Genomic DNA, 22,970 nt, shown 5'->3' with positions numbered 1-22,970 from the left:
AACGGTGACACAGAAAAACCCGTATCCCCTGATATCAAAAGGCTTGCAGCGATTTGCACCAAAGTGGCACGACGTTTGCGATAAGAGCGACAGAAGCGTGCGCCGAGCCGGTCCGGAAAAGCGCCGTTCGACACAACAAATCCCTCCAGTGCAGGAGGGTTCGCAATTCAAGTGTCGCGTACAACAGATGGATGTTGCCGCGCGGGACTCTTGAGGAACTTTGCAATGACGACTCGTCAGCCACTGTACAAATCCCTGTATTTCCAGGTGATCGTCGCAATCTGTATCGGTATTGCGCTCGGCCACTACTACCCGCAGTTCGGCGTGGCCGTAAAGCCGCTGGGTGACGGGTTCATCAAACTGATCAAAATGATCATCGCCCCGATCATCTTCTGCACCGTGGTCAGCGGCATCGCCGGCATGCAGAACATGAAATCGGTCGGCAAGACCGGCGGTTACGCACTGCTGTACTTCGAAATCGTTTCGACCATCGCCCTGCTGGTCGGCCTGATCGTGGTCAACATCGTGCAACCGGGCAACGGCATGCACATCGACGTCAGCACCCTCGACGCCTCGAAAGTCGCAACCTATGTGGCTCAAGGCGCAGACCAGAGCGTTGTCGGCTTCCTGCTCAACGTGATCCCGACCACCATCGTCGGCGCGTTCGCCACCGGTGACATCCTGCAAGTGCTGATGTTCTCGGTGATCTTCGGTTTCGCCCTGCACCGCCTGGGTGCCTACGGCAAGCCGATCCTGGACTTCATCGATCGCTTTGCCCACGTGATGTTCAACATCATCAACATGATCATGAAGCTCGCGCCAATCGGTGCCTTCGGTGCGATGGCGTTCACCATCGGTGCCTACGGCGTCGGCTCGCTGGTGCAGCTGGGTCAACTGATGATCTGCTTCTACATCACCTGCCTGGCGTTCATCCTGATCGTGCTCGGCGGTATCGCCCGCATGCACGGTTTCAGCGTGCTGAAGATGATCCGCTACATCCGTGAAGAACTGCTGATCGTGCTGGGTACTTCCTCTTCGGAATCGGTACTGCCACGCATGCTGATCAAGATGGAGCGTCTGGGTGCGAAGAAATCGGTAGTGGGTCTGGTGATCCCGACCGGTTACTCGTTCAACCTCGACGGTACCGCGATCTACCTGACCATGGCTGCGGTGTTCATCGCTCAGGCGACCGACACCCACATGGACATCACTCACCAGATTACCCTGCTGGTGGTGTTGCTGCTGTCCTCCAAAGGCGCAGCCGGTGTGACCGGTTCGGGCTTCATCGTGCTGGCGGCCACCCTGTCGGCGGTCGGTCACCTGCCGGTTGCCGGTCTGGCGCTGATCCTGGGTATCGACCGCTTCATGTCCGAAGCCCGTGCCCTGACCAACCTGGTCGGCAACGCCGTTGCCACCATCGTTGTGGCCAAGTGGGTCAAGGAGCTGGACACCGACGTACTGGACGCCGAGCTGGCCTCGGGCGGTCGCGGTATCGCCGATACCCGTCCTGAAGATGACCTGGGCGTGGCCGAAGGCCCAACCCCAAGCAATGTGAAGTAAGCATCGCTTGAATGGAAAAACCCGCTTCGGCGGGTTTTTTCTTGCCTGCGATTTAAATGCACGATTTGAGCGCAACGGTCAGCGCAACGGATGGATCCGGTAATTGCCTCATCGTCGATGGCTGCCTAGGCTGCATGCATCGTTGATGGAGATCGCCCATGTCTGCACCGCTGGCCTCACTGAAGATTCTGGATTTCTCGACCCTGCTGCCGGGGCCGTTCGCCTCGCTGTTGCTGGCGGATATGGGCGCCGAGGTGCTGCGCATCGAGTCGCCGACCCGACTCGACCTGGTGCGAGTGTTGCCGCCCCACGATCACGGCGTCTCGGCCAGTCACGCTTATCTCAACCGCAACAAGCGCAGCCTGGCGCTGGATCTCAAGCAACCCGAGGCGCTGGAGCTGGTGAAGCAATTGCTGATGGATTACGACATCGTGCTGGAGCAGTTTCGCCCCGGTGTCATGGAGCGGCTGGGGCTGGGTTACGAGGCACTGAAGGCGATCAATCCGAAGCTGATTTATGTCTCGATCACCGGTTACGGCCAGACCGGCCCGTACAAGGATCGCGCCGGCCACGACATCAACTATCTGGCGCTGGCCGGGCTCTCCAGTTACACCGGGCGTGTCGACAGCGGGCCGTTGCCGCTGGGCATGCAGGTCGCGGATGTCGCTGGCGGCTCGCTGCATGGGGTGATCGGCTTGCTGGCAGCGGTGATTTCCCGCCAGCAAACCGGGCAGGGCACCCATCTGGACGTGAGCATGACCGACTGTGCATTCAGTCTGAATGCCATGGCCGGCGCCGGGTATCTGGCCTGCGGCGAGGAACCGGGCTGGGAGGAGCAGATGCTCAATGGCGGCAGCTTCTACGATTACTACCGCTCCCGGGACGGGCGCTGGATGTCGGTGGGCAGTCTGGAGCCGGCCTTCATGCAGCAACTGTGTGCGGCGCTGGGCCGGCCGGAACTGGCGGCGCAGGGCTTGTCACCCAAGCCTGAGCAACAACGGGCGCTCAAGGACGCCTTGAAGGTCGAATTCGAGAAGCATGACTTTACTGAACTGTGCGAATTGTTCGCCGGGATCGATGCCTGTGTCGAACCGGTGTTGAACCTGGGCGAGGCGGTGCAGCATCCGCAATTGCAGGCGCGGGAACTGGTGACCCAGGTGCCGCGTGGGGATGGCTCGGTGCAGGCGCAGATCGCCTGCCCGCTGAAGTTTTCCGAAGCATTACCGGCGCCGCGGCATGTTGGTGCGGCGTTGGGGCAGCATACGGATCAGGTGTTGACGGAGTTGGGGTTGAGTCCTGAGCGAATTGCCGAACTGCGTGCCGCGAAAGTCGTCGCGTAGCTCGCAGCTCCCGGTCAGCAGATCGTTCCCACGCTCTGCGTGGGAATGCCGCCATGGACGCTCCGCGTCCACTGTGACGCAGAGCGTCACGGGATACATTCCCACGCAGAGCGTGGGAACGAGATGGGGAATTACTCGACCCGCATCTCGCCACTGAATACCAGGGTGTTGCGACAGCGCCGGCACAGATACCGCCGCCCTTGCCGGACCAGGCTATGGCGCTGCGCCGAAAACGGAAAATCGCTATCCGCACACGGACATTTGTAGATATATCGGGTCACGCTACGCCGTTTGACTTCATAGGTGTGGCAACGGTCCGGCGGCAATTCGTAGACGCCACGCATGATCAGTTGCCACTCCTCGCCGTGAGGCTGGATGCGGTCGCCGAACAGTTGATGGGCGATCAGGTGCGCGACTTCGTGGGCCACGGTCTGCTTGAGGAAGTGTTCGGTGTTTTCCCGGTACAGCTGCGGATTGAAGCGCAGCAGGTTCTCGTGCAGATGCGCGACCCCGGCTTTTTGCCCGCGCAGCTTGAGGCTCACCACGGGGCGTTTGAAAGGACGTTTGAAAAAGGATTCAGCGAGTTGGAAACAGTCTTCGACGCGGGTATTGAGTTGCTCGGGCATGCTTGATGGATCTCCAGAGGCGTCGAGTATGCCGCAACCCCGCAGCGTTGCGAATCGTCGAGCTGCCGAATGGTCGTCGCTCTTTTTCAACCGGCACGAGAAGGCCGCCTCGCGGCGGCCTGTGTTGGCGGATCTTGTTCTTCTCGGGAGAACCCGGTCGCTAATTGGTGTAGACGGGACCCACGCCCAGTCCCCAGACAATCACGGTAAACGCCATGATGGCGACCAGCACCACCAGACCCACCGCCAGCACCGAGCTGGAAAACAGGAAGCCCTCGTCGGACGGAATGTTCATGAAGGTCGGCAGCCCCACATACAGCAGGTACACCGTGTAGCAGATGGCCGCCGTGCCGACGATCATCCCCAGCCACATGTGCGGATAGAGCGCCGCCAGCCCGCCGACGAACAACGGTGTCGCGGTGTAGGTGGCAAACGCCACGCAACGGGCCAGGCTCGGGTTGGCGTCATAGGTGCGGGCCATCCAGTGCACGAAGGCACCCATGACCGCGACCCCGCCGAGCATTGCCAGATAAGACATGATCGTCATCCACAACGCGCTTTCGACGGTGAGCATCACCGGTGCGCGGTTGCCGATCACCCAGCCGACCTGAGTCGTGCCGATAAACGCCGAAACAGCGGGGATCGCCGCCAGAATCAGTGTGTGCGTCAGGTACATGTGGCTGATGCTTTCTTCCTGGTCGCCACGGATTTCTTTCCATTCCTGATCGGGGTGGGTAAAAAGTCCCACTACGTGATGGATCATGCCAGTCACTCCTCTCGTTATTGCCATCGCCCCCCAGCGGAGCGCCTACGGGCCAATGCGGCCGAGCAAATACAGGTCTTCAGATTGTGTGCGACCTTATGTCGCAGTATAGAAAGGTCTTAACCGCACAGGTGATAGGGGCTTAGAGCAAATCGCGCTGTAAAATCTCGGGGTAATCGCGTCGGGGTCTGTGCAAACGGGCATTCGAGGGGGCGACAACCTGTGGCCACAACCCCGGTGTTTTTGCGTAAAATGCCCGCCTTTCGTCACACCTCACGGATTTCGCGTCATGGGCACTCTTACGGTCAACCAGAACAAACTGCAAAAGCGCCTGCGCCGCCTGGCCGGCGAAGCCGTCACCGACTTCAACATGATCGAAGACGGCGACAAGGTCATGGTCTGCCTGTCCGGGGGCAAGGACAGCTACACCATGCTCGACGTGCTGATGCACCTGCAGAAGGTTGCACCGATCAAGTTCGAGATCGTCGCCGTGAACATGGACCAGAAGCAGCCGGGTTTCCCCGAGCACGTGCTGCCGGCCTACCTGAAAGAGCTGGGCATCGAGTACCACATCGTCGAGAAGGACACCTACTCGGTGGTCAAGGAACTGATCCCGGAAGGCAAGACCACCTGCTCGCTGTGCTCGCGCCTGCGTCGCGGCACGCTGTACACCTTCGCCGACGAAATCGGCGCGACCAAAATGGCCCTCGGTCATCACCGCGACGACATCGTCGAGACGTTCTTCCTCAACATGTTCTTCAACGGCAGCCTCAAGGCCATGCCGCCGAAGCTGCGCGCCGACGACGGCCGCAACGTGGTGATCCGTCCGCTGGCCTACTGCAACGAGAAAGACATCCAGGCCTACTCGGACTTCAAGCAATTCCCGATCATCCCGTGCAACCTCTGCGGTTCCCAGGAAAACCTGCAGCGTCAGGTGGTCAAGGAAATGCTGGTGGACTGGGAGCGCAAGACCCCGGGCCGTACCGAAAGCATTTTCCGCAGCCTGCAGAACGTGATCCCGTCGCAGCTGGCTGACCGTAACCTGTTCGACTTCACCAGCCTGAAGATCGACGAGACGGCGGCTTCGCGATTCGTCAACGTCGTAAACCTGTAAACACCGTCACTGTGGGAGCGAGCTTGCTCGCGAAAGCGTCGTGTCAGCCGGCATCAACACTGGATGACACACCGCAATCGTCGGATCGCCGCCCGGAACAAGCCCGCTCCCACATTGGTTTTTCGTTTCATTCAAAAGGAGAGGGCATGCGCGACTACAAGTGGCTGCACGAATACTGTCTGAACCGCTTCGGTTCGGCGGCTGAACTGGAAGCCCATCTGCCCGTTCCCAAGACCCCGGCGCAATTGCGCAAGATCAGCGACGACCGATATCTCTCGACCATGGCCCTGCGGGTGTTCCGTGCCGGGCTCAAGCACAGCCTGGTGGACGCCAAGTGGCCGGCCTTCGAAGAAGTGTTCTTCAAGTTCGACCCGGAAAAAGTCGTGCTGATGAGCGCCGAACACCTTGAGCGGCTGATGCAGGACGCGCGGATCATCCGTCACTTGGGCAAACTCAAAAGCGTGCCGCGCAATGCGCAGTTCATTCTGGACGTCGAGAAAGAGAAGGGCAGTTTCGGCGCGTTGCTGGCCGACTGGCCGGTGACCGATATCGTCGGCCTGTGGACCTACCTGAAAAAGCACGGCCACCAATTGGGCGGCCTGTCGGCGCCACGTTTCTTGCGGATGGTCGGCAAGGATACGTTTGTGCCGAGCTACGACGTGGTCGCGGCGCTGAATGCACAGAAGATCGTCGACAAGGCACCGACCAGCCTGCGGGATCTGGCGACGGTGCAGAACGCGTTCAATCAGTGGCATGAAGAAAGCGGCGGACGGCCGATGAGCCAGATCTCGATGATGCTGGCCTACACCGTCAACCATTGAGACCTGGTCGCTCCAATCGTCGGAACGCCGCCCGGAACAAGCTCGCTCCCACAGTATTCGAGGTGTTCACAACCTCTGTGTATTACCTAAAAATCTGTGGGAGCGAGCTTGCTCGCGAAGGCGTCCGCTCAGGCGACGCTGATCTCGCCTTCGCCCGCCAGTTTGCGGTTCAACTGATACCGCCACCGCACATACAACAGCGCCGAGCAGAACACCGCCAGACTGGCGATCATCTCCAGCACGCCGAACAGCTGCCGGCTCGGGTCATACGCTGCCAGTGCGCCCTTGATGAAATACAGGTTCACCACAAAGCACATCCACGAATGTCCGCGTGCGCTGCCCATGATCATGCCCGGCGCGAGCACGATCCACGGAATCAGCTCGATCAGCAGAATCACCCACGGCCGCGCGCCATGCAGGTCGGCGAACACCAGGTAATAAGCGGCGAGCAGTCCGGCCAGGCCGAAAAAGCACAGCAGACTGATCACCCGCATCGCCCGCACCCGTGGCTCCAGCCAATCGACGGCGGGCAGGACTTTCGGCTTTCTGGCCATCTCAGTTCCCCAGTTTCTGGGCCGTCTTGGCCAGGCGTGCGCCGAGGGCGCGGCACAGCGCCACTTCGTGTTGATCGAGGCCGCTTTTGCCATCGGCCCCGGCGTGATGGCTGGCGCCATACGGCGTGCCGCCGCCCTGGGTTTCCAGCAGCGCCGATTCGCTGTAGGGCAGGCCGGTGATCAGCATGCCGTGGTGCAGCAGCGGCAGCATCATCGACAGCAAGGTGGTTTCCTGACCGCCGTGCAGGCTGGCAGTGGACGTGAACACCCCGGCCGGTTTGCCGACCAGCGCGCCGGTCAGCCACAGGTTGCTGGTGCCATCAAGGAAGTACTTGAGCGGCGCGGCCATGTTGCCGAAACGGGTCGGGCTGCCGAGGGCCAGGCCGGCGCAGTTCTTCAGGTCATCCAGCGTGGCGTACAGTGCGCCCTCATCCGGAATGTCCGGTGCCACGGCTTCGCATTCGGTGGAGATCGCCGGCACGGTGCGCAGGCGCGCTTCGAGGCCGGCCTGCTCGACGCCCCGGGCAATCTGCCGGGCCATCTCGTTGGTCGAGCCGCTGCGGCTGTAATACAGAACCAGAATGTACGGCGCACTCACGGCAGCAGCTCCAGGATCTGCTCCGGTGGACGGCCGATGACGGCTTTGTCACCGGCTTCGAGAATCGGTCGCTCCATCAACTTCGGATGCGCCGCGATGGCTTCGATCAATTGTTTCTCGGTGAGACTGGCATCGGCCAGGTTCAGGGTCTTGTATTCGTCTTCGCCGGTGCGCAGCAGTTGCCGTGCGCTGATGCCCAGCTTGCCGAGCAAGGCCTTGATCTGCGCGGCGTCCAGCGGGGTTTCGAGGTAGCGCACCACGTTCGGTGTCAGGCCACGGGCTTCGAGCAGTTCGAGCGCACCGCGGGATTTCGAGCAGCGCGGGTTGTGATAAAGCGTCAGATCGGTCATGGGCGGGTCGCTTCTTGCGTAGAGTGGCGGCTATTCTAACTGTGCAGCGCGCAATCCAGAACCTTGGGAGGCGATGGGTCGCAGGCGCATTCAATTTTTCACAAGGAACACGACATGACACGGGCACTGGCAGCGGCATTGACGATCATCGGGGCGTTGATGCTGGGGGGCTGCGGTAACGACTACGGCATCGACCAGAACGGGCAGAAAGTGGCGTCCGAGCGCCTCGACAAACAATGGGTCGTGCTCAATTACTGGGCCGAATGGTGCGGCCCGTGCCGCACGGAAATCCCGGAACTCAATCACCTGGCCGACGAGCTCAAGGGCAAGAAGATCGGCGTGTTCGGGGTCAACTTCGACAACGTGCAGGGTGAAGAACTGAAGAGCGCCAGCGAAAAACTGGGCATCAAGTTCACCGTGCTGGCGCAGGATCCGTCGGAACTGTTCGAACTGCCGCGCAGTGAAGCCTTGCCGGTGACTTACATCATCGACAACAAGGGCAAGGTGCGGGAACAGTTGATGGGCGAGCAGACGGCGGCGGGGGTGATGGCCAAGCTTGAGGCGTTGCAGGCGACCAACTGATTCGCCTTGGCTGATCGTCGCTGATCGTTCCCACGCTCCGCGTGGGAATGCATCCCGTGATGCTCTGCGTCAAAGCGGACGCGGAGCGTCCGGGGCGGCGTTACCACGCAGAGTGTGAGAGCGATCACGCGCTGTGCGTGGGAACGATTCGAAGGCTCAGCCTTCTTCCAGCCACCAGCGCAACGGCTTGCCTTCGGCAGGCCAGAAGCGCATCTGCTCGATCGGCGAAATGTCCCAGCGTTCCACGTGTTCCAGGGCCTGGAGGAAGCGTTGTTCCTGCTCCATCAGCGCCGGTGCGCAGAGTTTGCGGGTCTTGCCGATCTTGCCGAAGCTCAGCTTGTCGCCTTCCAGGGTGTACGGCGCAAACCAGTGGTTGCAGCCGCCATTGCCATACGCCCGGCCATCGTCGCCGAGGGTCACGGTCAGGTGGCTATAGTCCATCAGCGGACGCTCGCCGATCCATTCCAGAATGTAGCTGCGGTTCTGTTGCAGTTGCACAGGCTCCGCGGCGCAACCCATCAGGCCAGCGCCGACAGCGGCGGTCAGGGCCAGGTGTTTCATCACGCCGGCTCCTGGCATTTCGGGCACAGGTGCTTGTCGCCGACGGCTTTCCAGCCCAGCTCCGCAATACGTGCCGTGGCGGCCGGTTTTTCCGCAGGCTTGCCCAGTTTGGCGTCCACGGCGAATTCGAAGCTCAGCTCCTTGGCGCAGCTGTCGCAGTTGACCTGCCAGGTGTGGATCGCCAGTTCACCGAACACCGGGCCGGTGGTCATGGCAGTCCATTGACCCGGCGGGTTGATCAGGTGGCGGACGGTGTCGACGGTCAGGCGCATGGACAAGTCCTTGCTGCCTTTGAGGGTCACGACCAGCACATCGCCGATGCGGATCGAGCCACCGTTGCCGGTGACCTGATAGCGGCCCGGAACAAGGGCGCGGCATTCGGTGAGAGTGTGTTGCGGGTTCATCAGGGTGTAGCGGAAATCGTGTTCGACCATGGGTCCTCCAAATATGCGCGACATGCTAGCACGGGCCGGATTGCAGAATGATGCGCGCGTGCGACCTTCGATCCGGTTCAAATCGACACCGCAGTCGTGGCAAACTGCCGCCTTCATTTGCAAGGAACGGAACATGGCGCTGATCGAATGTTATGAATGCAAGCGGAGCATCAGCTCCGAAGCCACAGCGTGCATTCATTGCGGAGCTCCGCTGGCAGAGGCGCAGGCTCCTTACGCCGAAAAGGGAACGTCGACGATTTCCTTTGGCAGCCTGCCGCGCAACAAGGCAGTGCCTGAAGCTCACGTTCCGCCGCCGGCCCCCGAGCGGCCGAAAGTGATGCCGGCTGCTGCGGGGCGACGCCGCCGTACCCAGCCCGTCGAGCCGGTGGTGAACCCGGACGGCTCGCGCCCGGTGGAAGGCTGGCTGAAGATCATGGTGTTCCTGATGCCTATGGTGTTTGTCTGGTTCCTGCTGCGTAGCGGGCACTCCCTCAAGCAGCGCTTCCTGGGGTTCGGCTGGCTGGCGCTGTTGATCCTGTGCGTGGCGATCTCTCCGACGCCGCCCCCGGTCTGAGTCCGATCGTTCAGCCTTCGACCTGGTTCTGCGGCTTGCCTGCCGCCCAGGTCGCGATGTTGTGCAAGGTGGTCGCGGCAATCGCGCCCAGCGCTTCATGGGTCAGGAACGCCTGATGCGCGGTGACGATCACATTCGGGAACGTCAGCAGCCGCGCCAGCACGTCATCCTGTAGCGGCAAGTCGGAGCGATCCTCGAAAAACAGCTGCGCTTCCTCTTCATACACATCCAGTCCCAGATAACCGAGCTGACCGTCCTTCAGGGCGTCGATCAGCGCCGGCGTGTCCACCAACCCGCCGCGCCCGGTATTGATCAACATCGCCCCCGGTTGCATGTGCGCCAGCGAGTCGCGGTTGATCAGGTGTTTGCTCTGTTCGTTGAGCGGGCAGTGCAGGCTGATGATCCGCGACTGTGCCAGCAGCTCTGGCAGACTCAGGTAGCGCGCGCCCAAGGCTTCGACGGCGGGATTCGGGTAAGGGTCGTAGGCCAGCAGTTCGCAGCCGAAGCCGTGCATGATTTTCGCGAAGGTCGCGCCGATCTGCCCGGTGCCGACAATGCCGACCGTTTTGCCCACCAGATCGAAACCGGTAAGACCGTGCAGGCTGAAATCGCCCTCGCGGGTGCGGTTGTAGGCGCGGTGCAGACGTCGGTTGAGGGCGAGGATCAACGCCACCGCATGCTCGGCCACCGCGTGGGGCGAGTAGGCCGGAACGCGCACGACGGCCAGCCCAAGGCGTTTGGCGACGGCCAGGTCAACATGGTTATAGCCGGCCGAGCGCAGGGCGATCAGGCGTGTGCCGCCGGCGGCCAGACGTTCCAGCACCGGCGCGCTGAGGTCATCGTTGATGAACGCGCAGACCACCTCGTGATGTTCGGCCAGCGCCGCCGTGTCGAGGCTGAGCCGGGCCGGCTGGAAGTGCAGTTCGATCCCGGCCGGGCAGTCGGCGGCGAGGAAACTGTCGCGGTCGTAGGTCTGGCTGCTGAAAACGATCGTGCGCATGAAATCCTCCTGGAGCATCGACGCGGGCGCAAATCACCCGCGACAACTGTAGCCGCGCCGGCGTTGACCGGCATTGCCGTGGATCAGGCGCTGATCTTCGCCTGGGCCGCCAGACGATTGATCGCCCGCTCCAGCTCGTCCAGCGCGGTCGAGGCCTTGGGATCCTGCTGTTTGAGCAGGGTTTCGCTGCGCTGGCAGGCAGCGCGCAATTGCGGCACGCCGCAGTAACGGGTGGCGCCATGCAGGCGGTGCACCCGTTCGAGCAGACCGTTCTGATCCTGATTGTCGCGGGCGTTGCGGATGGCCTCGCGATCGGCCTCGAGCGAAGCCAGCAGCATCGCCAGCATGTCCGCCGCCAGATCCGCCTTGCCGGCAGCCAGGCGCAAGCCTTCTTCGTGATCGAGAATTGGCAGTTCCTGATTGCCCAGCAGACTTTCACCGCCACGGTCCGGCGCCTGATTGCGCAGCGCCAGGCCCGTCCACTTCAACACGACCTGCGCCAGTTGGCGTTCGCTGATCGGCTTGGTCAGGTAGTCGTCCATGCCGCTTTGCAGTAGCGCACGTTTTTCATTGGCCATGGCGTGGGCGGTGAGGGCGACGATCGGCAGCGGCGTGCAATGCCGCTCGCTTTCCCACTGGCGAATGGTCTCGGTGCTCTGGCGTCCGTCCATGCCGGGCATCTGTACGTCCATCAGCACCAGATCGAAGGTTTCGTTCTGCACCGCCTTGACCGCGGCATAACCACTTTCCACGGCCAGCACCTTGGCGCCCATGTCTTCGAGCAGCGTCTGCACCAGCAACAGGTTGGCCGGATTGTCATCGACGCACAGCACTTTCGGCGCGCGGCTCGACAACGGTTCGCCCGGTTCGCTGCGCGACTGGCGCGGGTTGACCATGTCCGACAACGCCCGGCGCAGTTTGCGGGTGCAGGCCGGTTTGGACTGCAGTTGGCTGTGGGGGTTGGGCACGGACAGGTGATACAGCGTCAGCTCGGTGGTCGGGCATAACACCAGCACCCGGCAACCGAGGTGCTCAAGGTCCCAGATGTGCTGATTGAGGCGTTCCGGCGGCATGTCGTTGCTGGTGATACCGAGCACCGCCAGATCGATGGCCTGATCGGTCTGATGGGCGCCGGTGACGCCATTGGTCAGGCTTTCCAGGGTATTGAACGGCGTGACATCAAGGCCGCAGTCTTCCAGTTGATGCTGCAGGGCCTGACGCGCCAGTTCGTGGTTTTCCAGCACCGCCACCCGGCGCCCGAGCAACGGCGCGGCGGGCAGGTCTTCGGCGTCGTCGCGGGTCTTGGGCAGGTTCAGGCTGATCCAGAATTCCGAGCCTTCGCCCGGCGTACTGTCGACCCCGATTTCGCCGCCCATCTGTTCGATCAGGCGCTTGGAAATCACCAGCCCCAGACCTGTACCGCCGGGCTGGCGCGACAGCGAATTGTCGGCCTGGCTGAAAGCCTGGAACAACGCGCGCACGTCCTGGTTCGACAGGCCGATGCCGGTGTCCTGAATGCTGATGCGCAATTGCACGCTGTCTTCGTGTTCTTCTTCGAGCATGGCGCGGGCGACGATGGTGCCCTCGCGGGTGAACTTGATCGCGTTGCTCACCAGGTTGGTCAGGATCTGCTTGAGCCGCAGCGGATCACCGACCAGCGACAACGGCGTGTCGCGGTAGACCAGACTCACCAGTTCCAGCTGCTTGGCGTGGGCGGCGGGGGCGAGGATGGTCAGGGTGTCCTGCAACAGGTCGCGCAGGTTGAACGGTATATGGTCGAGCACCAGTTTGCCGGCCTCGATCTTCGAGAAATCGAGGATCTCGTTGATGATCCCCAGCAGGCTGTCGGCGGACTTTTCGATGGTGCCCAGGTAGTCGAGCTGGCGCGGGGTCAGCTCGCTTTTTTGCAACAGATGAGTGAAGCCGAGAATGCCGTTGAGCGGCGTGCGGATCTCGTGGCTCATGTTGGCCAGGAACTCGGACTTGATCCGGCTCGCTTCCAGCGCTTCCTTGCGGGCCAGGTCCAGCTCGATGTTCTGGATCTCGATGGTTTCCAGGTTCTGGCGCACGTCTTCGGTGGCCTGATCGACGCTGTGCTGCAACTCTTCCCGGGCGTTTTGCAGGGTGCCGGCCATGCGATTGATGCCGGACGCCAGTTCATCCAGCTCCTGACTGCCCAGCGGTGGCAGGCGGGTTTCCAGGTGACCGTCCTTGAGCTGCGCGACGGCCTGTTTGATCTGGCTCAGCGGGCGGTTGATCGTGCGGCCCATGCGCAAGGCCAGCAGTGCGGCGCCGGCCAGGCCTGCGCCAATCAGCAGCAGGCTGGCGAACAGGCTTCGATAGCCGCGCAACAGCATGCCGTTGTGCGACAGCTCCAGTTCGACCCAGCCGAGCAGGCGGTCGGATTCTGCGGGGATCAGTTCGCCGGCAAGGTTGCGGTGTTTGCCGAAGACCGGCAGCAGATAGCGAGTGGCATCGTTGCCGCTGCGTCGCAGCAAATGCGCGCTGTCGCCGCTCGGCGCCTGATTGAGCATGGTCGGGCCGGCGTGGGCGAGGGGCGAGCGGTCGGGCGCGAGGAAGGTCACGGCGCGCACGTCCGGTTGTTCGAGGGACTGGGTGGCAATGCGTTCGAGCAGTTCGGCATCGCCGTGGCCCATGGCCGGTGCCACCAGCGGAGCCAGTTGCTCGGCGATCATTTCGCCGCGCTGCATCAGTTGGGCTTGCAGGTCGGACTGCTGCGTCCAGGTGAAATACCCGCCCAGCACCAGTGCCATCAGGCTGGTCGGCAACAGGGTCAGCAACAATACGCGACCTTTGATTCCCAGTTTCTTGAGCACGCCTTTCTCCTGCATCCCGCTGATCGTTGACTCACACGTGCGTCCGGCACGCGGTATCGGCGCAGTGTAGCGATTTGCTTGCGGGCAATCTTGGGAAAAATGATGTCGTGGTTGTTCACTCGCAGGCCGGTCATCTGTCCGACAGGTCAAGCTTGGGTTGCCGGGCGCCGGGCAATCTTGAATAATCGCCCAACTGAGAATTATTTGCAGATAGTCATGACTCCTGTCTCTATTGGCCAGCCCCGCATTCTTTCCATCGAGGACGATCCCGTCCTCGGTGCCTATGTCCATGAACAACTGGGCCGCAGCGGCTTTCAGGTCACCTGGTGCCAGAACGGCAGCGAAGGCCTGAGCATCGCGCGACGCCAGCCGTTCGATGTGGTGCTGATGGATATTCTGTTGCCGGGGCTGGACGGATTGAATGTCCTGACCCAACTGCGTCAGAGTCATTCCACGCCGGTGCTGCTGATGTCGGCGCTGGGAGCCGAGGCCGACCGTATCAGCGGATTCCGCCTCGGCGCCGACGACTATCTGCCCAAACCCTTCAGCATGGCCGAGCTGCATGTACGGATCGAAGCGATCCTGCGCCGCGTCGCCCTCGACCGTCGTCCGGCTACTGTCACCCCGGTGGTGCCGGTCGGCGGGCTGCGTTTCGACGACGAGCAGTGCGAGGTGTTTTACCTCGATCAACCCGCCGGCCTGACCCGCAGCGAATACCGCCTGCTGGAAACCCTCAACCGCAACGATGAGGAAGTGCTGAGCAAGGCCTTCCTTTATCAGCACGTTCTGCAGCGCGGTTATGCGGCCCACGACCGCAGCCTCGACATGCACATCAGCCAGATCCGCCGCAAACTCAAGTCGGTCGGTTACACCGAGCGTGAAGTGCGCACGGTGTGGGGCAAGGGATACGTACTGAGTGCCGTCGATGAAAGTGTCTGACCTGCCGGGCCGGTACTCGCTGTTCTGGAAACTCGCCTGTCTGCTGGTGGCGTTCTGTCTGTTGATGATCTGGCTGAGCTGGTCCTGGGGCCGGTACATGGAGGAGCGCAACCAGTTCCTCTCCGACGAGGCCCGTGGCACGTTGACCCGTTACGCCGCCGAGGCAGAGCGAGCCTGGCAGCAGGGCGAACGCAAAGGCATCGATAGCTGGTTGCAGAGCATGGAGATGCGCGAAGCCGGCTGGGTTGGCGTAATCAGCGGTAACTTGCAGTCGCTGAGCAGTGATCCGCTGAACGAACAGGAAATCCAGCACCTGACCTTTCTACGCGGCCTCGACTGGCCGATTCACAAGAAAGGTCGGCCATGGCTGCGTGTGCCGTTCCCGACTGAGCCTGCCGCCGGAAGTCTGGTCATCGAATTGCCCGAAAGATTCCTGCCGGGAAAATACCGGGTGTTCTGGCGGGTCATCACCAACGGTGTGATTCCCGGTCTGTTCACCTTGCTGCTGTGCGTCGGCCTGTATCGCCTGCTGGTGGTGCCGCTGAACAATCTGCGCGAGCAGGCCAATGCGTGGCGCGCCGATCAACTGAATGTGCGGTTGTCGAGCGGCATCACCCAGCGCCCCGATGAACTCGGCGAACTGGCCCGTGCCTTCGACTCGATGTCCGAACGCCTGCAATCCACCGTGGCCCTGCAACAGCAATTGCTGCGCGATTTGTCCCACGAACTGCGCACACCCTTGAGCCGGCTGCGGGTCGCCAGCGAAAGCGAGCAGCAGCTGCAACCGTTGCGCGAACGCATCGGTCGCGAAGTCGACGTAATGCAACGGCTGGTGGAAGACACCCTGCAACTGGCCTGGCTCGACACCGAACGCGCACCGTTGCCGGACGAGGCGATCCAGATTCAGGCGCTGTGGGAAATGCTCACCGAAAACGCCTGCTACGAAAGCTGCTGCCCGGTCGGGCAGTTGCAGTGCGGCGTTGAAGCTTCCTGCTGGGTGCGCGGCAATCTCAACACCCTGGCCCAGGCCCTGGAAAACATTCTGCGCAACGCCATTCGTCATTCGCCACCGGGCGGCATCGTGCGGCTCGACGGGCGACGAGATGGCGATTACTGGCACCTGTGGCTGGAGGACGAGGGCGGCGGCGTGGCCGAAGCGGATCTTGAGCGGATCTTCTCGCCCTTCACCCGACTCGATGGTTCGCGGCCGGGGGATGGTGGATTTGGTCTGGGGCTGAGCATCGCGAGGAACGCGGTGCAACGTCAGGGCGGAACCCTGTGGGCCGAGAACGGCCCGTCGGGATTGCGCTTGAATCTTCGGTTGGTGGCGGATGACAGTGCTGTCAGTCCCGACGTCTTCGCTGGCAAGCCAGCTCCCACCGTGCACATGACTCGCCCGCAGATTGTGTGAATACCGCAAAAGTCTCACCACTGGTGAGACTTTCCATCAACGGCACTTCCCCTTGTGGGAGCTGTCTTGCCAGCGATGAGGCTTTTTGCATCACCAAAAAGTCTCACCACTGGCGCGACTTTTATTGCTTATTCCAAGAAACCATAAGCACCACACTTTGCGTGATATGGCCTGCGCAGGTTTGCCGGTATGATAGGCGCCCCCGCTGTCCGGATTGCGAAAAACGCCATGACCTTGCAGTACCCAACCATCGCCGATTGCGTCGGCAACACGCCGCTGGTGCGTTTGCAGCGCCTGCCCGGTGTCACCAGCAACACCCTTTTGCTCAAGCTCGAAGGGAACAACCCGGCGGGTTCGGTCAAGGATCGTCCGGCGCTGTCGATGATCACTCGTGCCGAGTTGCGCGGGCAGATCCACGAAGGCGATACGCTGATCGAAGCGACCTCGGGCAACACCGGGATCGCCCTGGCGATGGCCGCCGCGATCAAGGGTTACAAGATGATCCTGATCATGCCGGACAACTCCAGCGCCGAACGTAAAGCGGCGATGACCGCTTATGGCGCTGAGCTGATTCTGGTCAGCCAGGAAGAGGGCATGGAAGGCGCTCGCGATCTGGCCCAGCGGATGGAAGCCGAAGGCCGTGGCAAGGTGCTGGATCAGTTCGCCAACGGCGACAATCCTGAAGCGCACTACACCACTACCGGCCCGGAAATCTGGCGTCAGACCCAGGGTTCGATTACCCATTTCGTCAGCTCCATGGGCACCACCGGCACCATCATGGGCGTGTCGCGCTACCTCAAGGAGCAGAACAACAACGTGCAGATCGTCGGTCTGCAACCGATGGAAGGCTCGGCCATTCCCGGCATCCGCCGCTGGCCGCAGGAATACCTGCCGAAGATCTATCAGGCCGAGCGCGTCGACCGTATCGTCGACATGGCGCAAAGCGAAGCCGAAGACGTGACCCGACGTCTGGCCCGCGAAGAAGGCATCTTCTGTGGCGTGTCCTCGGGCGGTGCGGTGGCAGCGATGCTGCGCCTGTCCAAAGAAGTTGAAAACGCGGTGATCGTCGCGATCATCTGCGACCGTGGCGACCGTTACCTGTCGACCGGCATTTTCGACGCGCCCAACTGATGGCCAAGCATGAGAGAGGCCTGCGCTTCCAGCCCACCGGCGGCAGCAAGGCCCCGCAAATCCCGACCGGCAAAAAGCAGCGCCTGAGCATCGAGCGCCTGGCCAATGACGGTCGCGGCATCGCGTTTTTTGAAGGCAAGACCTGGTTCGTCCTCGGCGCCCTCGCCGGTGAAGAGGTCGAAGCCCGGGTGCTCGGCGCTCACGGCAAAGTGGTCGAGGCGCGCACCGAGCGCGTGTTCACCGCCAGTGAACTGCGTCGTCCCGCACCTTGCCAGCACGCCGGCCGTTGCGGCGGTTGCAGCGTTCAGCATCTGCCCCACGACGAACAGCTTGCCCTGAAACAGCGCATGCTCGCCGAGCAGTTGTCGCGAGTCGCCGGTGCCGAACCCGAGGAGTGGGCGGCGCCGTTGACCGGTCCCGAATTCGGCTACCGTCGCCGCGCCCGAATCGCCGTGCGCTGGGACAGCAAGGCCAAAAAGCTTGAAGTCGGTTTCCGCGCCGCCGGCAGCCAGGACATCGTCGCGATCAGCGAATGTCCGGTGCTGGTACAGCCCTTGCAACCGATCATGACCCGCTTGCCGGAGATGCTGCGTCGCTTGAGCAAACCTCAGGCGCTGGGGCATGTCGAATTGTTCAGTGGCTCGTCACTCGCCGTTCTGCTGCGTCACATGGCGCCGCTGTCCGAGGCCGATCTGACGATCCTCAAGGATTTCTGCGCGTTCCATGAAGCGCAGCTCTGGCTGCATGGCGAAGGCGAACCGCAGCCGGTGGATGAAGCACAGTCGCTCGGTTACCGCCTGGAACAATGGGACCTGCAACTGGCCTACCGGCCGGGGGATTTCATCCAGGTCAATGCTGGCGTCAACGAGGCCATGGTCGCCCAGGCGCTGGACTGGTTGAAACCGACTGCCGATGAGCGCGTGCTCGACCTGTTCTGCGGCCTGGGCAACTTCGCCCTGCCACTGGCGAAAGCCGCGTGTGAAGTGGTGGCGGTCGAAGGCGTACAGACCATGGTCGATCGCGCGGCGGCGAATGCCGCTAGCAACAATTTGCATAACACAAAGTTTTTTCAGGCCGATTTATCCCAGCCTTTGACCGATGCCCAGTGGATCGGAAACGGCTTTTCTGCGGTACTCTTGGACCCACCGCGCGACGGTGCTTTCGAGGTGGTGCGCAAGCTGGCGACCCTGGGCGCCAAACGGTTGGTGTACGTGTCGTGCAACCCTGCAACTCTGGCGCGCGATACGGTCGAATTGATCAAGCAGGGCTACCGGTTAAAACGTGCCGGGATTCTCGATATGTTTCCTCAAACGGCACATGTCGAGGCCATGGCGTTATTTGAAGCGAGCCAGGATGGCTCGTCTGATCCGACTGGTCGTCCGTAGCGCTCGCATTGGCCCTGCGAGCGCGAGCGGGCATTGAAGGTCAGTGATTTGACGCATTGAATCTGCGTCGTAGGGAAGGTAAAGCAAGATGGTACAGGTGAGAGCACACCAGCCGATCAACACTGACGGCAGTATCAATCTCGAGGCTTGGCTCGATCATGCGGTCAGTGTCGATCTGGCACTGGATCGCGAAGCCTTGAAAGAGGCCTGCGAGTACGCTCGCCAGGCCGAGCAACAGTCCAATGCGGCGAAGAATCTCTGGTCCGAAGGCAGCGGCAGTTTCAGCACCGGCCTCGAGATCGCCGAGATTCTTGCCGACCTCAAGCTCGATCAGGATTCGCTGGTGGCCGCGGTTCTCTATCGCGGTGTGCGCGAAGGCCAGATCGAACTCGCGGCCGTCAGCCAGCGCTTCGGCACGGTGGTCGCCAAACTGATCGACGGCGTGCTGCGCATGGCGGCGATCAGTGCCAGCCTTAGCCCACGTCAGTCGATGGTGCTCGGCACCCAGGGCCAGGTGGAAAACCTGCGCAAGATGCTGGTGGCGATGGTCGACGACGTGCGTGTCGCGCTGATCAAGCTCGCCGAACGCACCTGCGCGATCCGCGCGGTGAAAACCGCCGACGACGAAAAGCGTAACCGGGTCGCCCGGGAAGTGTTCGACATCTATGCGCCGCTCGCGCATCGACTCGGCATCGGTCATATCAAATGGGAACTGGAGGATTTGTCCTTCCGTTACCTGGAACCCGATCAATACAAACAGATCGCCAAGCTGCTGCATGAGCGGCGGCTCGACCGCGAGCGATTCATCGCCGACGTGATGACCCAGCTCAAGGACGAATTGCAGGCTACCGGCGTCGAAGCCGACATCAGCGGCCGGGCCAAACACATCTATTCGATCTGGCGCAAAATGCAGCGCAAGGGTCTGGAATTCAGCCAGATCTACGACGTGCGTGCGGTGCGCGTGCTGGTGCCGGAAATGCGCGACTGCTACACCGCGCTCGGTATCGTCCACACATTGTGGCGGCACATCCCGAAAGAATTCGACGACTACATCGCCAACCCGAAAGAGAACGGCTACCGCTCGCTGCACACGGCGGTGATCGGTCCGGAAGGCAAGGTGCTGGAAGTCCAGATCCGTACCCATTCGATGCACGAAGAGGCCGAACTCGGCGTCTGCGCGCACTGGCGTTACAAGGGCACCGACGTCAAGTCGGGCTCGAACCACTACGAAGAGAAAATCTCCTGGCTGCGTCAGGTGCTCGAGTGGCACGAAGAACTGGGCGACATTGGTGGCCTCGCCGAACAGCTGCGGGTCGATATCGAGCCGGACCGGGTCTACATCTTCACCCCTGACGGTCACGCCATCGACTTGCCGAAGGGCGCGACGCCGCTGGACTTCGCCTACCGCGTCCACACCGAAATCGGTCATAACTGCCGTGGCGCGAAGATCAACGGGCGCATCGTCCCGCTCAACTACAGCCTGCAGACCGGTGAGCAGGTCGAGATCATCACCAGCAAGCACGGCACTCCGAGCCGTGACTGGTTGAACCCGAACCTCGGCTACGTCACCACGTCCCGGGCGCGGGCGAAGATCGTGCACTGGTTCAAGTTGCAGGCTCGCGATCAGAACGTCGCGGCGGGCAAGACCCTGATCGAACGCGAACTCAATCGCCTCGGCCTGCCGGCGGTGGATTTCGACAAGCTGGCCGACAAGGCCAACATGAAAACCGCCGAAGACATGTTCGCCGCCCTGGGCGCTGGCGATCTGCGTCTGGCGCAACTGGTCAACCTGGCACAACAACTGGTCGAGCCGGAACGCGGCAACGAACAGCTGGAACTGATCCCGCGCAAGGCGACCGGCTACAAGCCGGGCAAGCGCGGTGACATCCAGATCCAGGGCGTCGGCAACCTGATGACCCAGATGGCCGGCTGCTGTCAGCCGTTGCCGGGCGATGCGATCGTCGGCTACATCACCCAGGGCCGTGGCGTGAGCATTCACCGTCAGGACTGCGCCTCGGTGCTGCAACTGGCCGGGCGCGAACCGGAGCGGATCATCCAGGTCAGCTGGGGCCCGGTGCCGGTGCTCACCTATCCGGTGGACATCGTCATCCGCGCCTACGACCGTTCCGGTCTGCTGCGTGACGTCTCGCAGGTGCTGCTCAACGAGCGGATCAACGTGCTGGCGGTCAACACCCGCTCGAACAAGGAGGACAACACCGCGCTGATGTCCCTGACCATCGAGATTCCGGGGCTGGACGCACTGGGGCGGTTGCTGGGGCGGATTTCCCAGTTGCCGAACATCATCGAAACGCGGCGTAACCGTACTCCTTGATGAACGACCCCGATCAACTGTGGGAGCTGGCTTGCCAGCGAATGCATCACCTCGATTATCCTGAACACCGAGGTGCTTGCATCGCTGGCAAGCCAGCTCCCACAAGGTTTTGTGGTGAGACAGAATATGATGTATAGCCTTGAAGACCTGCTGCACCTGATGAACCGTCTGCGCGACCCGCAGTATGGTTGCCCGTGGGACATCAAGCAGACTTACGCGACCATCGTCCCGCACACCCTTGAAGAGGCCTACGAAGTCGCCGACGCCATCGAGCGCGGCGACTTCGACCACTTGCAGGGCGAGTTGGGCGATCTGCTGTTTCAGGTGGTGTATTACAGCCAGTTGGCACGGGAAGAGGGGCGGTTCGAATTTGCCGGGGTGGTCGACAGCATCACCCGTAAACTGATCCGTCGCCATCCGCACGTGTTTCCCACTGGCGATCTGTATGCGCCGCTGGACGTGCCGCGTCTGAACGAGGAGCAGGTCAAGCAGCGCTGGGAGGAGATCAAGGCCGAAGAACGCGCCGAGAAATCCACCGAGCCGCAGCAACTGTCACTGCTCGACGATGTGCCGGCCGCATTGCCGGCACTGTCCCGCTCGGCCAAATTGCAGAAGCGCGCCGGGCAAGTCGGTTTCGACTGGCCGGACGCGTTACCGGTGCTGGACAAGGTGCGTGAAGAGCTCGATGAAGTGCTTGAAGCCATGTCCGAAAATGACCCGCAAGCGGTGGCGGACGAGATCGGCGATCTGCTGTTTTCCGTGGTCAATCTGGCCCGGCATCTGAAGGTCGATCCGGAAACCGCACTGCGTGGCGCCAACGGCAAGTTCGAACGACGTTTCCGTTTTATCGAACAGGCATTGCGCGACACCCACCGCCCCATGGAAGATTGCACCCTCGAAGAGTTGGACGCCCTGTGGGGCGAAGCCAAACGTCAGGAAAAGAATTTGCCCAGCTGCGGCTGAGCTGTTGCCTAAGTGAGTAAGCATCAATGAGCCTTTCCCTTCGCGACCAGTTGCTCAAAGCAGGGCTGGTCAACCAAAAGCAGGCCAAGCAGGTCAGCAAAGACAAACAGAAACAGCAGCGCCTGGCCCACAAGGGCCAGATCGAACTGGACGACTCCCAGCAGCGTGCTGCCCAGGAAGCCCAGGCCGAGAAGGTCAAGCGCGACCAGGAGCTGAACCGTCAGCAGCAGGAGAAGGCGGAAGCCAAGGCCCGCGCCGCCCAGGTCAAGCAGTTGATCGAAGTCTCGCGTCTGCCGAAGCTGACCACCGAGGACTACTACAACTTCGTCGACGACAAGAAGGTCAAGCGCATCTCCGTCAACACGCTAATGCGCAACAAGCTCAGCAGCGGTTCGCTGGCGATCGTGCACCATGCCGGCGGCTATGAAGTGATTCCTCGTGAGGCGGCCCTGAAGATCCAGGAACGCGATCCACAGCGCATCGTGCAGCTCAACGAGAAGGTCGAAGAGGTCAATGCCGAGGACGATCCGTACGCGGCCTATGTGATCCCTGATGATCTGATGTGGTAAAGACTTTACCTGGCTGCGAAGTGGCCCTGAGGTAGAACGACAAACCCCGCTCATGGCGGGGTTTGTCGTTTTCAATGCTGTGGTTTTGCTTCAGGCGGATTTCAGATCCCGCTGGCGTTCTTGCAGTTCCAGTTCGGCCTTGTAGTTGTGGGCGTCGATCTCGTTGTGGAACATGCCGACCAGCAAGTCTTGTTGATGCACATCCCAGATCCGTACGCCGGCGGCTACGCCTTCATGGGACATGTGTGAATCGTCGCGTTCAGTTACTTTTACAGTCATCTGCTAGCTCCAATCTCTGTTATCTGCAGCAAGGCGTGTGCAGGCTTCATTTATAGATTTTGTTAGCCTGCTAAGTAAACGCCCGATTTATGCAATGTATTCTTGCGAAATCTGCAACAGCGCTGGAGCCCGCAGAATCCGCGACATTCAGTCGCAGGGCGGTAAGTTGCATGACAAACGTTTCATCTTCAGACGCTCCAAAGAACCCTGTGGGAGCTGGCTTGCCAGCGATTGCGGAGTGTCAGTC

The 22,970-nt window shown here is 61.6% G+C and carries 23 protein-coding genes; 13 read left to right on the top strand and 10 right to left on the bottom strand.

The annotated features are described in order from the left end of the window. The first annotated feature begins 225 nt into the window (after positions 1 to 225). On the top strand, positions 226 to 1,560 hold the full coding sequence (locus IHQ43_RS21730) for a dicarboxylate/amino acid:cation symporter (RefSeq protein ID WP_007957758.1): 1,335 nt from the start codon (positions 226 to 228) through the stop codon (positions 1,558 to 1,560). A 158-nt stretch (positions 1,561 to 1,718) separates the two neighbouring features. Continuing rightward, positions 1,719 to 2,900, top strand: a complete 1,182-nt coding sequence (locus IHQ43_RS21725; protein ID WP_192562056.1) for a CaiB/BaiF CoA transferase family protein — start codon at positions 1,719 to 1,721, stop codon at positions 2,898 to 2,900. A 131-nt stretch (positions 2,901 to 3,031) separates the two neighbouring features. Here IHQ43_RS21725 and IHQ43_RS21720 read toward each other — a convergent pair whose 3' ends face one another. Beyond that, positions 3,032 to 3,526 carry a SprT family zinc-dependent metalloprotease gene (locus tag IHQ43_RS21720; protein WP_007957760.1) on the bottom strand — a complete coding sequence of 165 codons (495 nt, stop codon included), beginning with the start codon at positions 3,524 to 3,526 and terminating at the stop codon, positions 3,032 to 3,034. 160 nt (positions 3,527 to 3,686) lie between these two features. Continuing rightward, complete coding sequence (locus IHQ43_RS21715; RefSeq protein WP_007957761.1) at positions 3,687 to 4,289, bottom strand: Yip1 family protein; 603 nt, start codon at positions 4,287 to 4,289, stop codon at positions 3,687 to 3,689. A 289-nt stretch (positions 4,290 to 4,578) separates the two neighbouring features. Between IHQ43_RS21715 and ttcA the strand changes: the two genes are divergently transcribed. Next, entirely contained in the window at positions 4,579 to 5,403 is an 825-nt protein-coding gene (gene ttcA, locus IHQ43_RS21710; RefSeq protein ID WP_064598661.1) for a tRNA 2-thiocytidine(32) synthetase TtcA, read from the top strand. Between the two features lie 146 nt (positions 5,404 to 5,549). Further along, on the top strand, positions 5,550 to 6,224 hold the full coding sequence (locus IHQ43_RS21705; protein WP_039772888.1) for a DNA-3-methyladenine glycosylase I: 675 nt from the start codon (positions 5,550 to 5,552) through the stop codon (positions 6,222 to 6,224). A gap of 128 nt (positions 6,225 to 6,352) precedes the next feature. On the opposite strand, the gene IHQ43_RS21700 is transcribed toward IHQ43_RS21705, so the two are convergent. Genes IHQ43_RS21700 through arsC form a run of 3 tightly spaced genes read right to left on the bottom strand, consistent with a single transcriptional unit; the run spans position 6,353 to position 7,726 of the window. Beyond that, the gene (locus IHQ43_RS21700; protein ID WP_192562055.1) at positions 6,353 to 6,778 is read right to left on the bottom strand and encodes a DUF2069 domain-containing protein; all 426 of its coding nucleotides are present in this window, start codon (positions 6,776 to 6,778) and stop codon (positions 6,353 to 6,355) included. A gap of 1 nt (position 6,779) precedes the next feature. Next, entirely contained in the window at positions 6,780 to 7,376 is a 597-nt protein-coding gene (gene wrbA, locus IHQ43_RS21695; RefSeq protein WP_007957765.1) for an NAD(P)H:quinone oxidoreductase, read from the bottom strand. Then, the gene (gene arsC, locus IHQ43_RS21690) at positions 7,373 to 7,726 is read right to left on the bottom strand and encodes an arsenate reductase (glutaredoxin) (protein ID WP_011335489.1); all 354 of its coding nucleotides are present in this window, start codon (positions 7,724 to 7,726) and stop codon (positions 7,373 to 7,375) included. Before arsC ends, wrbA begins: the two co-directional genes overlap by 4 nt. A 114-nt stretch (positions 7,727 to 7,840) precedes the next feature. Between arsC and IHQ43_RS21685 the strand changes: the two genes are divergently transcribed. Then, positions 7,841 to 8,308, top strand: coding sequence for a TlpA disulfide reductase family protein (locus IHQ43_RS21685; protein ID WP_007957768.1), 468 nt, complete (start codon positions 7,841 to 7,843; stop codon positions 8,306 to 8,308). Between the two features lie 156 nt (positions 8,309 to 8,464). Here the strand turns inward: IHQ43_RS21685 and IHQ43_RS21680 are convergent, their stop codons facing one another. Together IHQ43_RS21680 and IHQ43_RS21675 are read right to left on the bottom strand one after the other, a co-directional pair. Beyond that, positions 8,465 to 8,869 carry an META domain-containing protein gene (locus IHQ43_RS21680; RefSeq protein WP_007957769.1) on the bottom strand — a complete coding sequence of 135 codons (405 nt, stop codon included), beginning with the start codon at positions 8,867 to 8,869 and terminating at the stop codon, positions 8,465 to 8,467. Beyond that, complete coding sequence (locus IHQ43_RS21675; RefSeq protein WP_007957770.1) at positions 8,869 to 9,303, bottom strand: hypothetical protein; 435 nt, start codon at positions 9,301 to 9,303, stop codon at positions 8,869 to 8,871. The genes IHQ43_RS21680 and IHQ43_RS21675 overlap by 1 nt, the downstream gene beginning before the upstream one ends. A gap of 133 nt (positions 9,304 to 9,436) precedes the next feature. On the opposite strand from IHQ43_RS21675, the gene IHQ43_RS21670 reads away from it, so the two are divergent. After that, the gene (locus tag IHQ43_RS21670) at positions 9,437 to 9,877 is read left to right on the top strand and encodes a hypothetical protein (protein ID WP_192562054.1); all 441 of its coding nucleotides are present in this window, start codon (positions 9,437 to 9,439) and stop codon (positions 9,875 to 9,877) included. A 10-nt stretch (positions 9,878 to 9,887) separates the two neighbouring features. Here the strand turns inward: IHQ43_RS21670 and IHQ43_RS21665 are convergent, their stop codons facing one another. Together IHQ43_RS21665 and IHQ43_RS21660 are read right to left on the bottom strand one after the other, a co-directional pair. Next, on the bottom strand, positions 9,888 to 10,877 hold the full coding sequence (locus IHQ43_RS21665; protein WP_192562053.1) for a 2-hydroxyacid dehydrogenase: 990 nt from the start codon (positions 10,875 to 10,877) through the stop codon (positions 9,888 to 9,890). An 83-nt stretch (positions 10,878 to 10,960) separates the two neighbouring features. Next, positions 10,961 to 13,714 (bottom strand): response regulator, encoded by a 2,754-nt coding sequence (locus IHQ43_RS21660; RefSeq protein ID WP_192562052.1) that lies wholly within the window; start codon positions 13,712 to 13,714, stop codon positions 10,961 to 10,963. A gap of 216 nt (positions 13,715 to 13,930) precedes the next feature. On the opposite strand from IHQ43_RS21660, the gene IHQ43_RS21655 reads away from it, so the two are divergent. From IHQ43_RS21655 to IHQ43_RS21625, 7 genes are all read left to right on the top strand, one after another. Next, positions 13,931 to 14,653 carry a response regulator transcription factor gene (locus tag IHQ43_RS21655; RefSeq protein WP_192562051.1) on the top strand — a complete coding sequence of 241 codons (723 nt, stop codon included), beginning with the start codon at positions 13,931 to 13,933 and terminating at the stop codon, positions 14,651 to 14,653. Further along, positions 14,640 to 16,064 carry a sensor histidine kinase gene (locus tag IHQ43_RS21650; protein ID WP_192562050.1) on the top strand — a complete coding sequence of 475 codons (1,425 nt, stop codon included), beginning with the start codon at positions 14,640 to 14,642 and terminating at the stop codon, positions 16,062 to 16,064. Before IHQ43_RS21655 ends, IHQ43_RS21650 begins: the two co-directional genes overlap by 14 nt. A gap of 228 nt (positions 16,065 to 16,292) precedes the next feature. Beyond that, complete coding sequence (gene cysM / locus IHQ43_RS21645) at positions 16,293 to 17,195, top strand: cysteine synthase CysM (RefSeq protein WP_192565041.1); 903 nt, start codon at positions 16,293 to 16,295, stop codon at positions 17,193 to 17,195. Further along, positions 17,195 to 18,580, top strand: a complete 1,386-nt coding sequence (gene rlmD / locus IHQ43_RS21640; RefSeq protein WP_192562049.1) for a 23S rRNA (uracil(1939)-C(5))-methyltransferase RlmD — start codon at positions 17,195 to 17,197, stop codon at positions 18,578 to 18,580. The genes cysM and rlmD overlap by 1 nt, the downstream gene beginning before the upstream one ends. An 88-nt stretch (positions 18,581 to 18,668) precedes the next feature. Next, entirely contained in the window at positions 18,669 to 20,912 is a 2,244-nt protein-coding gene (relA, locus tag IHQ43_RS21635; protein ID WP_192562048.1) for a GTP diphosphokinase, read from the top strand. Positions 20,913 to 21,041: 129 nt separating this feature from the next. Further along, complete coding sequence (gene mazG, locus IHQ43_RS21630) at positions 21,042 to 21,875, top strand: nucleoside triphosphate pyrophosphohydrolase (protein ID WP_192565040.1); 834 nt, start codon at positions 21,042 to 21,044, stop codon at positions 21,873 to 21,875. Between the two features lie 26 nt (positions 21,876 to 21,901). Then, positions 21,902 to 22,444, top strand: a complete 543-nt coding sequence (locus IHQ43_RS21625) for a DUF2058 domain-containing protein (RefSeq protein ID WP_007957793.1) — start codon at positions 21,902 to 21,904, stop codon at positions 22,442 to 22,444. Between the two features lie 90 nt (positions 22,445 to 22,534). Here the strand turns inward: IHQ43_RS21625 and IHQ43_RS21620 are convergent, their stop codons facing one another. Beyond that, positions 22,535 to 22,723, bottom strand: a complete 189-nt coding sequence (locus IHQ43_RS21620; RefSeq protein WP_007957795.1) for a hypothetical protein — start codon at positions 22,721 to 22,723, stop codon at positions 22,535 to 22,537. Between the last annotated feature and the right edge of the window lie 247 nt (positions 22,724 to 22,970).

It is taken from the genome of Pseudomonas gozinkensis (assembly GCF_014863585.1).
Classification (GTDB): Bacteria; Pseudomonadota; Gammaproteobacteria; order Pseudomonadales; family Pseudomonadaceae; genus Aquipseudomonas; species Aquipseudomonas gozinkensis.
This window is presented reverse-complemented; position numbering and strand designations above follow the sequence as displayed.

What these genes read in the sequence shown, in the direction of transcription:
- IHQ43_RS21730 (WP_007957758.1), top strand. Translation starts at nt 226, where the DNA reads ATGACGACTCGTCAGCCACTGTACAAATCCCTGTATTTCCAGGTGATC.
- IHQ43_RS21725 (WP_192562056.1), top strand. Translation starts at nt 1,719, where the DNA reads ATGTCTGCACCGCTGGCCTCACTGAAGATTCTGGATTTCTCGACCCTG.
- IHQ43_RS21720 (WP_007957760.1), bottom strand. Translation starts at nt 3,526, where the DNA reads ATGCCCGAGCAACTCAATACCCGCGTCGAAGACTGTTTCCAACTCGCT.
- IHQ43_RS21715 (WP_007957761.1), bottom strand. Translation starts at nt 4,289, where the DNA reads ATGATCCATCACGTAGTGGGACTTTTTACCCACCCCGATCAGGAATGG.
- ttcA (WP_064598661.1), top strand. Translation starts at nt 4,579, where the DNA reads ATGGGCACTCTTACGGTCAACCAGAACAAACTGCAAAAGCGCCTGCGC.
- IHQ43_RS21705 (WP_039772888.1), top strand. Translation starts at nt 5,550, where the DNA reads ATGCGCGACTACAAGTGGCTGCACGAATACTGTCTGAACCGCTTCGGT.
- IHQ43_RS21700 (WP_192562055.1), bottom strand. Translation starts at nt 6,778, where the DNA reads ATGGCCAGAAAGCCGAAAGTCCTGCCCGCCGTCGATTGGCTGGAGCCA.
- arsC (WP_011335489.1), bottom strand. Translation starts at nt 7,726, where the DNA reads ATGACCGATCTGACGCTTTATCACAACCCGCGCTGCTCGAAATCCCGC.
- IHQ43_RS21685 (WP_007957768.1), top strand. Translation starts at nt 7,841, where the DNA reads ATGACACGGGCACTGGCAGCGGCATTGACGATCATCGGGGCGTTGATG.
- IHQ43_RS21680 (WP_007957769.1), bottom strand. Translation starts at nt 8,869, where the DNA reads ATGAAACACCTGGCCCTGACCGCCGCTGTCGGCGCTGGCCTGATGGGT.
- IHQ43_RS21675 (WP_007957770.1), bottom strand. Translation starts at nt 9,303, where the DNA reads ATGGTCGAACACGATTTCCGCTACACCCTGATGAACCCGCAACACACT.
- IHQ43_RS21670 (WP_192562054.1), top strand. Translation starts at nt 9,437, where the DNA reads ATGGCGCTGATCGAATGTTATGAATGCAAGCGGAGCATCAGCTCCGAA.
- IHQ43_RS21665 (WP_192562053.1), bottom strand. Translation starts at nt 10,877, where the DNA reads ATGCGCACGATCGTTTTCAGCAGCCAGACCTACGACCGCGACAGTTTC.
- IHQ43_RS21655 (WP_192562051.1), top strand. Translation starts at nt 13,931, where the DNA reads ATGACTCCTGTCTCTATTGGCCAGCCCCGCATTCTTTCCATCGAGGAC.
- IHQ43_RS21650 (WP_192562050.1), top strand. Translation starts at nt 14,640, where the DNA reads ATGAAAGTGTCTGACCTGCCGGGCCGGTACTCGCTGTTCTGGAAACTC.
- cysM (WP_192565041.1), top strand. Translation starts at nt 16,293, where the DNA reads ATGACCTTGCAGTACCCAACCATCGCCGATTGCGTCGGCAACACGCCG.
- rlmD (WP_192562049.1), top strand. Translation starts at nt 17,195, where the DNA reads ATGGCCAAGCATGAGAGAGGCCTGCGCTTCCAGCCCACCGGCGGCAGC.
- relA (WP_192562048.1), top strand. Translation starts at nt 18,669, where the DNA reads ATGGTACAGGTGAGAGCACACCAGCCGATCAACACTGACGGCAGTATC.
- mazG (WP_192565040.1), top strand. Translation starts at nt 21,042, where the DNA reads ATGTATAGCCTTGAAGACCTGCTGCACCTGATGAACCGTCTGCGCGAC.
- IHQ43_RS21625 (WP_007957793.1), top strand. Translation starts at nt 21,902, where the DNA reads ATGAGCCTTTCCCTTCGCGACCAGTTGCTCAAAGCAGGGCTGGTCAAC.
- IHQ43_RS21620 (WP_007957795.1), bottom strand. Translation starts at nt 22,723, where the DNA reads ATGACTGTAAAAGTAACTGAACGCGACGATTCACACATGTCCCATGAA.